This window comes from Mesorhizobium sp. M2A.F.Ca.ET.042.01.1.1, from assembly GCF_003997405.1.
GTDB lineage: Bacteria > Pseudomonadota > Alphaproteobacteria > Rhizobiales > Rhizobiaceae > Mesorhizobium.
Genome location: NZ_RZRX01000250.1, coordinates 1 through 9365, shown reverse-complemented (window position 1 = coordinate 9365; position 9365 = coordinate 1). Strand labels below are relative to the sequence as shown.

The 9365-nt window shown below is 63.5% G+C and carries 13 protein-coding genes; 5 read left to right on the top strand and 8 right to left on the bottom strand.

What is annotated here, in order from left to right; genetic code table 11:
* Nucleotides 1-983 (bottom strand): PLP-dependent aminotransferase family protein (locus tag EOA23_RS27855; RefSeq protein WP_145966500.1); only part of this gene is annotated, 983 nt, incomplete at its 3' end.
* 91 nt (nt 984-1074) lie between these two features.
* Here EOA23_RS27855 and EOA23_RS27850 point away from each other — a divergent pair.
* Complete coding sequence (locus tag EOA23_RS27850) at nt 1075-1323, top strand: DUF1127 domain-containing protein (protein WP_127306509.1); 249 nt, start codon at nt 1075-1077, stop codon at nt 1321-1323.
* Nucleotides 1324-1344: 21 nt separating this feature from the next.
* Here EOA23_RS27850 and EOA23_RS27845 read toward each other — a convergent pair whose 3' ends face one another.
* The 5 genes from EOA23_RS27845 to purC form a co-directional block, all read right to left on the bottom strand.
* Complete coding sequence (locus EOA23_RS27845; protein ID WP_127306507.1) at nt 1345-2007, bottom strand: Pr6Pr family membrane protein; 663 nt, start codon at nt 2005-2007, stop codon at nt 1345-1347.
* An 8-nt stretch (nt 2008-2015) separates the two neighbouring features.
* Nucleotides 2016-2426, bottom strand: a complete 411-nt coding sequence (locus tag EOA23_RS27840; protein WP_189341732.1) for a hypothetical protein — start codon at nt 2424-2426, stop codon at nt 2016-2018.
* A 40-nt stretch (nt 2427-2466) separates the two neighbouring features.
* Nucleotides 2467-3135, bottom strand: coding sequence for a phosphoribosylformylglycinamidine synthase subunit PurQ (gene purQ / locus EOA23_RS27835; protein WP_127306506.1), 669 nt, complete (start codon nt 3133-3135; stop codon nt 2467-2469).
* 1 nt (nt 3136) lies between these two features.
* Complete coding sequence (gene purS / locus EOA23_RS27830; protein WP_040995386.1) at nt 3137-3376, bottom strand: phosphoribosylformylglycinamidine synthase subunit PurS; 240 nt, start codon at nt 3374-3376, stop codon at nt 3137-3139.
* Between the two features lie 61 nt (nt 3377-3437).
* Nucleotides 3438-4232: a phosphoribosylaminoimidazolesuccinocarboxamide synthase gene (purC, locus tag EOA23_RS27825; RefSeq protein WP_042644540.1), complete on the bottom strand. Its 795-nt coding sequence runs from the start codon at nt 4230-4232 to the stop codon at nt 3438-3440.
* A 275-nt stretch (nt 4233-4507) separates the two neighbouring features.
* Here purC and EOA23_RS27820 point away from each other — a divergent pair, with 275 nt between their 5' ends.
* Both EOA23_RS27820 and EOA23_RS27815 read left to right on the top strand, forming a co-directional pair.
* Entirely contained in the window at nt 4508-4828 is a 321-nt protein-coding gene (locus EOA23_RS27820; RefSeq protein ID WP_042644542.1) for a DUF1476 domain-containing protein, read from the top strand.
* A gap of 108 nt (nt 4829-4936) precedes the next feature.
* Nucleotides 4937-5710, top strand: coding sequence for an HpcH/HpaI aldolase/citrate lyase family protein (locus EOA23_RS27815; protein ID WP_127306505.1), 774 nt, complete (start codon nt 4937-4939; stop codon nt 5708-5710).
* 8 nt (nt 5711-5718) lie between these two features.
* Here the strand turns inward: EOA23_RS27815 and EOA23_RS27810 are convergent, their stop codons facing one another.
* A complete protein-coding gene (locus EOA23_RS27810) occupies nt 5719-6276 on the bottom strand; it encodes an alpha/beta hydrolase (protein ID WP_042644628.1) in 558 nt (185 codons plus the stop codon).
* 193 nt (nt 6277-6469) lie between these two features.
* Here EOA23_RS27810 and EOA23_RS27805 point away from each other — a divergent pair, with 193 nt between their 5' ends.
* Nucleotides 6470-7282 (top strand): VOC family protein, encoded by an 813-nt coding sequence (locus tag EOA23_RS27805; RefSeq protein WP_127306504.1) that lies wholly within the window; start codon nt 6470-6472, stop codon nt 7280-7282.
* Nucleotides 7283-7483: 201 nt separating this feature from the next.
* Here EOA23_RS27805 and purB read toward each other — a convergent pair whose 3' ends face one another.
* Nucleotides 7484-8791, bottom strand: coding sequence for an adenylosuccinate lyase (gene purB, locus EOA23_RS27800; RefSeq protein ID WP_127306503.1), 1308 nt, complete (start codon nt 8789-8791; stop codon nt 7484-7486).
* A gap of 299 nt (nt 8792-9090) precedes the next feature.
* Here purB and EOA23_RS27795 point away from each other — a divergent pair, with 299 nt between their 5' ends.
* On the top strand, nt 9091-9348 hold the full coding sequence (locus EOA23_RS27795; protein ID WP_040982323.1) for a DUF2171 domain-containing protein: 258 nt from the start codon (nt 9091-9093) through the stop codon (nt 9346-9348).
* Nucleotides 9349-9365 lie beyond the last annotated feature (17 nt).

Genomic DNA, 9365 nt, shown 5'->3' with positions numbered 1-9365 from the left:
ATGCGGTGGCGGTAGGGCGGCGGGCAGGAAAGCCAGCCGCCGCGCACGCCGGCGGCGACCGACTTCGACAGGCCGCCAGCGACGATGGTGCGCTCGGGCGCATATTCGGCCAGCAACGGTGTCGGATCGTCGGTGAGCTCGCCGTAAAGATCGTCCTCGACCAGCGCGACATTGTACTCGCGCGCGATCCGAGCGATCGCCTGGCGCCGCTCCGCCGACAGCGTCACAAGCGTCGGGTTCTTCGCGGTCGGCATCAGGAACATCACCTTTGGGTGTTTCTGGGCGCAGACGCGCTCGAAATCATCCGGGTCGATGCCGCTGTCGTCAGTCGAGACCAGAGCGATGCGTCGCCCGATCAGCCCGGCGCTGCGCGCGATCTGCGAATAGGTGAGGTGCTCGAAGACGACGTAGTCGCCAGGCATGGTCAGCGCCGCGATCGCCGCCATGACCGCGGCATGCGTGCCAAGCGTCGGCACGATCGAATCGGGCGAGGGGCGGAAGGCGTTGCGAGCCAGCCAGCGGCTGCCCGCCTCGTACCAGCGTTCGGGAAAATCACGCGTGTAGCTAGAGATTTCGTGCGGGTGCTCCTGCGCCGTGCGCGCCAGGATGTCGGCGATCACAGCACCCTGGCCGACATCGGGCGCGGCGGTGCTGTCGAAGCGCAGCTTGCCGCTCGGCGCGTCGATGGGGCGCGTACCTTGCAAGCCAGGTTCGACCTCGGGTTTCGGCGCCTCGGCGCGCTGGCCGAGCACATAAGTGCCGCGACCGACCTCGCCGCTCACCAGACCGCGTTCACGCAGCAGCTGATAGGCCCTGCCGATGGTGCCGACAGTCGTGCCGATGTCATAGGCAAGGTCGCGCTGCGGCGGCAGTTTTGCACCGGCATCGATGACGCCCTTATCGATATCTGACTCAATGCTGTCAGCAAGACGCTGATAGAGCGGACCGGAGCCAGTGGAGAGGTCAGGGAGCCAATTTGTCATGGTGACAATTTTCTATATTGCGCCACGCGATGAGTCAATCCATATCGAACCCGCGATTGGAAACGTACAATCGAGACAAGGCAGAACGACAATGGATACAATTGATACAATTCGCTATGCTCGCACGGCTTTTGGCCCGCAAGCCGAGCCCTTGGCCCATCGCGGCTTTGTCGGCCGGATGGTGATTGTGCTCCGTTCCGTCGCCAGGCAGATCGACCGCATGCTCGAGCGTCGGCGCGGCCGCCTCGCGCTGCTTGAGATGACGGACGAGCAGCTCAAGGATATCGGCATCTCGCGCTGCGATGCCCATCGCGAAGGCATCAGGTCGTTCTGGGAGTGATGCCCGTCGTCGAATGGCAACCTATCGGCGGCCCGATTGAACGCGGGTTGCGGGTTTCCCCCGCATCCGGCCGATGCCGTGGTCGATCAGCACGGCAAGCACGCTCAATCCGACGAACAGCGCCGTGACGCCCACAGCCGAAACGGCGACGCTGGCCGCGCCGTTCTTGGCCACGTCGAGGAACGGGTAGGGCACTTCGCCGGCGAAGGGCGCGCGGATCAACGCATAGGCGAGATAGGCCAGCGGATAGATCATCCACCAGGAGATATCGCGCCAGCGCGTCGAGCCATCCGCGCCGGCAATGAGCCACCACAGCAAGAAGATCAGCGGCGTGACGTAGTGGAGCAGGATGTCGCAAAGCAGGAACAGGCCCTGTGGTTGCCAAAGCCCTGCCAGCACGGTCGCGTAGACGATGAAGACCAGCGTGATGGACACCGCGACGCCGGCGCGCATGCGCTGCCCGGCGAAGGCCGGGAACCAGGCATAGCCGGTGGGTGACAGCAGCGAAGCATGCACCATCACAGCCGCGATGTTGGTCAAGATGGTGAAGAAACTGAGAAGAAAGACGATCGAGCCTAGCAGGCTGCGCCCGGCCGCCATTGACGCCGGAATGGTGATCGCGGCCTGCAGGACAAGCGCAATCAGCCCGATGACCAGTCCCGCGATCTGCAGGAACCGGCCCATGGGCGGCCTCAAGCGGTAGCCGCGCAGGACGGGTTTCCGGCCTGCCATCTGGCGATGTCGGAGCCGATGCGGGCGCCGAGCGGCTCGTTCATCAGCGGCCCGAACACGTCGACGCGGCTGGAGTTGCCCTGCGCCTGCACGACCAGCAGCGGCTTGCCGCCATAATGCTTGGCGGGCACCAGCAGGAAGCGCGGCGTGCCGCTGTAGGAATTGAGCTCATTGGCCATCTGGTAGGGCTTGAAGGCCGGGTCCTTGCTGGCGATCCAGCATTTATGCGCCGAAATGGCGACCTGTTCCATGGCAAGCAGCGAGGCGCTTTTGCCCGAGGGAACCGGCGTCGTCTTGGGGCTGGACTGGCAGGAAGCCAAGGCGAGCCCGGCGGCGGCCAGGAGAGCAAGGCGAACGATCGTCGGTCTCATGGTCAGTCCGCCCCCGCGTTCCGATAGGATTGTTAAAGGATCAAGCCGCGAGGCCGAGCGCGCTTTCGAATAACGCGCGTCCATCATTGCCGCCATGCGCCGCCTCGATCAGGTTTTCGGGATGCGGCATCAGACCGAGCACGTTGCCCTTGTCGTTGACGATGCCGGCAATATCGTTGATCGAGCCGTTGGGATTGGTGCCTTCGGCGTAGCGGAACACCACCTGGCCTTCGCCTTCGAGCCGGGCGAGCGTCTCGGCGTCGGCGAAGTAATTGCCGTCATGATGCGCCACCGGCGAGCGGATGATCTGCCCGGGCTTGTAGTGCCGGGTGAACATGGTGTTGGCGTTGGCGATCTCGAGCTTCACCTGGCGGCAGACGAATTTCAGCGAGGCGTTGCGCATCAGGGCGCCGGGCAGCAGTCCCGCCTCGACCAGGATCTGGAAGCCGTTGCAGACGCCGATAACGGGCACCCCCTGGGCGGCCTTTTCGGCCACCGCCCGCATCACCGGCATGCGCGCCGCGATCGCGCCGCAGCGCAGGTAGTCGCCGAAGGAGAAGCCGCCGGGGATGGCGATCAGGTCGACATCGGGGATCTCGGTGTCGGTCTGCCAGATGGTCGCTGGCGCCTGGCCGGAAATCTTGGTCAGCGCCGCGATCATGTCGCGGTCGCGGTTGAGGCCAGGCAGGAGGACGACGGCTGATTTCATGTCAGGCGATCTCCACCGCGTAATTCTCAATCACCGTGTTCGCCAGAAGCTTATCGCACATGGCCTTGAGATCGGCTTCGGCCTTGGCCTTGTCGGTTCCGGTGAGTTCGATGTCGAACACCTTGCCCTGGCGAACCTGGCCGACGCCGTCGAAGCCCAATCCGGAGAGCGCATGCTCGATCGCCTTGCCCTGCGGGTCGAGGACGCCGTTCTTGAGGGTCACGGTGATGCGGGCTTTCATCGATACTCCTAAGTGATGGATCAGGCGGTGGACCTGCCATTGCCCGGCAGGCCCGTCGGTATTAGTGCTTCAAGCCCTTGGGCGCATCGGAAGAGGCGACGAGGACCGGGCCCGTCGGGCGCGGCGGCTCGTTCTCGTTGATGATGCCGAGACGGCGGGCAACTTCCTGATACGCCTCGACCAGCCCGCCCATGTCGCGGCGGAACCGGTCCTTGTCGAGCTTGTCCTGGGTGGCGACATCCCACAGCCGGCAGGAATCCGGCGAGATCTCGTCGGCGACGACGATGCGCATCATGTCGCCCTCGAAAAGGCGGCCGCATTCGATCTTGAAGTCGACAAGCTGGATGCCGACGCCGAGGAACAGGCCGGAAAGGAAGTCGTTGACACGGATGGCCAGCGCCATGATGTCATCGATTTCCTGCGGGCTCGCCCAGCCGAAGGCGGTGATGTGCTCTTCCGACACCATCGGATCATCGAGCGCATCGGCCTTGTAATAGAATTCGATGATCGAACGCGGCAGCACCGTGCCCTCTTCGATGCCGAGGCGCTTGGACAGCGAGCCGGCGGCGACATTGCGCACGACGACCTCGAGCGGGATGATCTCGACTTCCTTGATCAACTGCTCGCGCATGTTGAGCCGGCGGATGAAGTGGGTCGGGATGCCCATGCGGTTCAAGTGATTGAAGATGTGCTCGGAAATGCGGTTGTTGAGCACGCCCTTGCCATCGACCACTTCATGTTTCTTCTTGTTGAAGGCGGTGGCGTCGTCCTTGAAGAACTGGATCAGCGTCCCGGGCTCAGGTCCCTCATAGAGGATCTTGGCCTTGCCTTCGTAGATGCGGCGGCGATTTTTCATCTGATTTTTTCTCTGGGTCTGCGGGCAGGCGGCAAATGACCGGTTCCTGTCCGTCTGCCTAAATTAGTATGGCGACGGTGGCGTTCAATGCCGGTGTTATCGCAATCGCCTGGTTTGCTCAATCGCCAAATCCGGCGAATCAACCGCTTTCGGGACTGAAATGCCGCAGCGCAGCATGCGACGAAGTATATTGACCGGGTCGCGGCCTTTTGATTTGTGCTTGCCCATCACACATATTCACCGCGAACGCGAATCGGATTGATCGGAGGGACGTCATGAGCAGCATGAAAGACCGCGAAGAGGGCTTTGAGCGCAAATTCGCCTTCGACGAGGAACTTCGCTTCAAGGCCGCGGCCCGGCGCAATAAGGCGCTTGGCCTGTGGGCCGCCGAGAAGCTGGGCAAATCCGGCGCCGATGCCGAAGCCTATGCCAAGGAAGTGGTGGTCTCCGATATCGAGGAGGCCGGCGACCACGACGTCTTCCGCAAGATTCGCAAGGATTTCGATGCCGCCGGCGTCAACCAGTCGGACCATCAGATCCGCCGCACCATGGACGAACTGATGGCCCAGGCGATCGAGCAGATCAAGAATGCCTGAGGCGGGATTCTAGCTGGACCAATCGACCGCCCGGCCAAACCGGGCGGTTTTTCTTTGCCTTTGCCGTCGTTTCCGGCTGAACTGCGGGTTGTCATCAAGGAAGGTCCGATGTCGCTCAAATCCCGCCTGGTCGCCGACGAAACGCTGTTCACCGCCTGGTCCGGGGTGCCGGACGCGCTGACGGTGGAAATCATTGCCAAGCAGGATTTCGACGCCGTCACCCTCGACATGCAGCATGGCGGCCACCACGAGGACAGCGTGCTGCGCGGCCTGGCGCCGGTGCTGGCCGCCAACAAGCCCGCTCTGGTGCGCATTCCGGTCGGGCGCTTCGACATGGCGAGCCGCGCGCTCGATTTCGGCGCCGAGGCGGTGATCGCGCCGATGGTGAACTCGGTGGCTGACGCACGGCAGTTCGCCGCCGCGATGAAATATCCGCCCATGGGCGAGCGCTCCTGGGGTCCGACCTACGCATTCCCGCGGCACGGCAAGGGCGACCACGCCGAATGGCTGCGCGATTCAAACCAGCGCACCATGGCCTTCGCGATGGTCGAGACCCGGGCGGCATTCGAGGCGCTCGACGGCATCCTCGACACGCCCGGCATCGACGGCATCTTCGTCGGTCCGTCGGATTTCTCGATCGCCTGGTCGAACGGAACGACCGTCAATTCGACGCTGGAAAGCATGATGGAGACGGTCGCTTCGATCGCCGAGCGGACGCGCAAGGCTGGAAAGCATGCGGCGATCTACGTGATCGAGCCGGCAATTGCCGGCCGCGTCGTGTCGATGGGCTATCGGCTGCTCGCCATGGGCTCGGACCACACGCTGATCTCGCTCGGCGCGAAGACCCTGTTGAAGAGCATGCGGGATTCCATCGGCTCTTGATGTCGGCCTTAGGGCTGCTTCAGTTCCGTCAGGAATTTGGCGAAGGTCATCGACCCCTCCGGCCACGGGCCGAAGCCGGCGTCGTGGTTGAGATGGCCGGCCTCGCCGGCGTCGATGAACAGCGATCCCCAGGCGGCAGCAATGTCCTCGGCGACCTCGAAGGCGCAGAATGGGTCATTGCGGCTGGCGATCACGATCGACGGGAAGGGCAGGGGATCGCGCGAATAGGGGCCGAAGGTCATCAGGTGCCTCGGCCTGATTTCCGGATTAGACACATCCGGCGGCGCGACGAAGAAGGCGCCGGCGACGGGCTTCCTGAATTGCGGGATGGCCTGCACCGCAGCCGTGACGCCAAGCGAATGCGCAACGAGCACCACCGGCCGCTCAGCTTCGTTGACAGCGTTCGCCACGCTCGCCGTCCAATCCTCGCGCACGGGCTTGGTCCACTCCGCCTGCTCGACCCGGCGGGCCGTCGACAGTTTCGACTGCCAGCGGGTCTGCCAGTGCTCGGGGCCGGAATTGGTGTAGCCCGGCACGATCAGGATATCTGCGTCTTTGACTTTCATGGCGCGGATGTAGCGAGCGGCTGTGGCGGCTGCAACCCTGTCGCTAATATCGGGACGGGCGTAATTGTGAACAACTTGTTCGATTCTTGCTCTCTTGTGTGAACGATCGCAATCGACGATTTGGAGGGGGAACAAGAGCTGGCGGCCTGGAACTCCAATTTTGGGAATAGGTGTCGCCCGAACGGAGAGTTTGATGAGCGAACTGCCTTTTGCGGCGACCACCCCGGTCAGCGTGTCGCGTGTCGGGCTGAAGGCGCGCGACGCCGAGAGCCTTGCCGCCTATTATCGCGCGGTCGTCGGCCTGCAGGAACTGAGCCGCGCCGATGGCGCGATTACGCTTGGCGCTGCCAACCGGCCATTGCTGGTGCTTGAACAGGATGCTTCGGCGAAGCCCGACGATCCGCGCAACGCCGGCCTTTTCCACAACGCTTTCCTGTTGCCGTCGCGAGCGGACCTTGGCCGCTGGATCAGCCACGCTGCCGCCAACCGCATCGGCATAGAAGGCGCCTCGGACCATCTGGTCAGCGAGGCGCTCTATCTGACCGATCCGGAAGGCAACGGCATCGAGATCTATGCCGACCGACGCCCGGAGGACTGGAAATGGAACGGCGACAAGATCGCCATGGCGACCGAGCGGCTCAACCTGCCGGCGGTGGTGGGCAGCGTGCCGGCGGGCGATGCCGGCTGGCAGGGCGCGCCCGAAAACACCATTGTCGGCCATGTGCATCTGCGCGTCGGCCGGCCCGAGGATGCGGAAGCCTGGTGGCATGACCAGTTCGCCTTCGACACGGTCGCCAAATATGGCAGCCAGGCGGTGTTCCTGTCGTCCGGCCACTACCACCATCATATCGGCGCCAATGCCTGGCAGAGCGCCGGCGCCGGCCGTCGCGATCCGTCCCGCTCAGGCCTCGCCTGGGTCGAGATGCGCTCGGATAATGTGAAGGATGAGATTTCGCGGGAAGACCCGTGGGGCACGGTGATCAGGACGGTCCCGGGCAAGGCTTGAGCGACGGCTGCGTCAAGCTGGAGCACCCCTCATCCGTCTCGGCGCTAACGCGCCGATCCACCTTCTCCAACAAGGGGAGAAGGGAAGATCGCGCCGGCGCCGCTGCCAATCGCAAACGCTGGTGATTGACTGAGGCGTGAGCAAAGCGGCAAGACGATGAGGGGTGCTCCAGCTTGGCGCTAACGCTGGTCTTGCTCGACTTCAGGCCTCTCCAAACACCCGCTTGAAGATCGTATCGACATGCTTGGTGTGGTAGCCGAGGTCGAATTTCTCGCGGATCTCGGCTTCGGAGAGGGCCGCCGTCACGTCCTTGTCGGCCAGCAACTCCTCCAGGAAATCGGCGCCGTGCTCCCAGACTTTCATGGCGTTGCGCTGCACCAGGCGATAGGCGTCCTCGCGCGACAGGCCGGCCTGCGTCAGCGCGAGCAGCACACGCTGCGAATGGACCAAGCCTCTGAACTTGTTGAGGTTCTTCTCCATATTCTCGGGATAGACGAGCAGCTTGTCGACGACGCCGGTCAGGCGCGCCAGCGCAAAATCCAGCGTCACCGTCGCGTCTGGCCCGATCATGCGCTCGACAGAGGAATGCGAAATGTCGCGCTCGTGCCAGAGCGCCACGTCTTCCATGGCGGGCAGGGCCATCGACCGCACCATGCGGGCGAGGCCGGTGAGGTTTTCGGTCAGCACCGGATTGCGCTTGTGCGGCATGGCCGACGAGCCCTTCTGGCCCGGCGAGAAATACTCTTCCGCTTCCAGCACTTCGGTGCGCTGCAGATGGCGGATCTCGACGGCGAGGCGTTCGACCGACGAGGCGATCACGCCCAGCGTGGCAAAGAACATGGCATGCCGGTCGCGCGGGATGACTTGCGTCGACACCGGCTCAGGCTTCAGCCTGAGCTTTGCCGCCACATGCTCTTCGACATATGGCTCGATATTGGCGAAGGTGCCGACCGCGCCGGAGATCGCACATGTCGCGATATCCTCCCGCGCGTGCACCAGCCGGTCGCGGCAGCGCGAGAACTCGGCATAGGCTTGCGCCAGCTTGACGCCGAAAGTGGTCGGCTCGGCGTGGATGCCGTGGCTGCGGCCGATGGTGACGGTGTCCTTGTGCTCGAAGGCGCGGCGCTTCAGCGCGGCGAGCAGGGCGTCGATGTCGTCGAGCAGGATATCGCTGGCGCGGGTCAATTGCACCGCAAGGCAGGTGTCCAACACGTCCGACGAGGTCATGCCCTGGTGGATGAAGCGGGCATCCGGTCCGACGAATTCGGCGAGATGGGTGAGGAAAGCGATGACATCATGCTTGGTGACGCGCTCGATCTCGTCGATCTTGGCGACGTCGAATTTGGCTGCGCCGCCTTTTTCCCAGATGGTCCTTGCCGCTTCCTTCGGGATGACGCCCAGCTCCGCCAGCGCATCGCAGGCATGCGCCTCGATCTCGAACCAGATGCGGAAGCGGGTTTCGGGCGACCAGATGGCGACCATTTCCGGCCGGGAATAGCGAGGGATCATCTGTTTTCAGTCCTGCCTGGGAGAAGCGTCGGCCGCGTCCTAACAGAGGCGGGCCCAATGCTCAACGCTGCTGCCGCGCAAACCGGATGCTAACCCCGACAAGTGCCGCAAAGCCCAGCGGAAAATGGAGCGAACGCCAAGCGCGAGGAACTGGTGGAATGCCGTCAGCAGCGTGAAGGTGAATTCATGCCTATCACGCCATGGTGAACGAGACGCGCCGCGATGCATCCAATCCGGCGTTCATTTGTTATTGTCGGCCGTCTCGCATCCGAAAGGGGCAAATCCAGCGGAGAACCAGCATGAGCACCGACATCAGCAAGATACGCGGACATATGGAAGTGATCGGCGCCGATGGCGTCCATATCGGCACCGTTGACAAGGTCGAGGGCGACCGGATCAAGCTGACCAAGGCCGACAGCGGCATGGGCTCGCACAAGGGCCATCATCATTACATTTCGCTCGCCCTGGTCGCGGAGATCGACGGCCAGAAGGTCTGGCTTTCCGCGAATTCCGATGTCGCCGTCACCTTCGAGGAAGAAAAGTCCGACCCGACCTGATCGGCGCCGGCCCAATC

Coding starts and splice junctions, on each gene's coding strand:
- purQ (WP_127306506.1), bottom strand. CDS start 3,135: ATGAAATCAGCCGTCGTCCTCCTGCCTGGCCTCAACCGCGACCGCGAC.
- EOA23_RS27840 (WP_189341732.1), bottom strand. CDS start 2,426: ATGAGACCGACGATCGTTCGCCTTGCTCTCCTGGCCGCCGCCGGGCTC.
- EOA23_RS27805 (WP_127306504.1), top strand. CDS start 6,470: ATGAGCGAACTGCCTTTTGCGGCGACCACCCCGGTCAGCGTGTCGCGT.
- purS (WP_040995386.1), bottom strand. CDS start 3,376: ATGAAAGCCCGCATCACCGTGACCCTCAAGAACGGCGTCCTCGACCCG.
- EOA23_RS27815 (WP_127306505.1), top strand. CDS start 4,937: ATGTCGCTCAAATCCCGCCTGGTCGCCGACGAAACGCTGTTCACCGCC.
- EOA23_RS27850 (WP_127306509.1), top strand. CDS start 1,075: ATGGATACAATTGATACAATTCGCTATGCTCGCACGGCTTTTGGCCCG.
- EOA23_RS27810 (WP_042644628.1), bottom strand. CDS start 6,276: ATGAAAGTCAAAGACGCAGATATCCTGATCGTGCCGGGCTACACCAAT.
- EOA23_RS27820 (WP_042644542.1), top strand. CDS start 4,508: ATGAGCAGCATGAAAGACCGCGAAGAGGGCTTTGAGCGCAAATTCGCC.
- EOA23_RS27795 (WP_040982323.1), top strand. CDS start 9,091: ATGAGCACCGACATCAGCAAGATACGCGGACATATGGAAGTGATCGGC.
- purC (WP_042644540.1), bottom strand. CDS start 4,232: ATGAAAAATCGCCGCCGCATCTACGAAGGCAAGGCCAAGATCCTCTAT.
- purB (WP_127306503.1), bottom strand. CDS start 8,791: ATGATCCCTCGCTATTCCCGGCCGGAAATGGTCGCCATCTGGTCGCCC.
- EOA23_RS27845 (WP_127306507.1), bottom strand. CDS start 2,007: ATGGGCCGGTTCCTGCAGATCGCGGGACTGGTCATCGGGCTGATTGCG.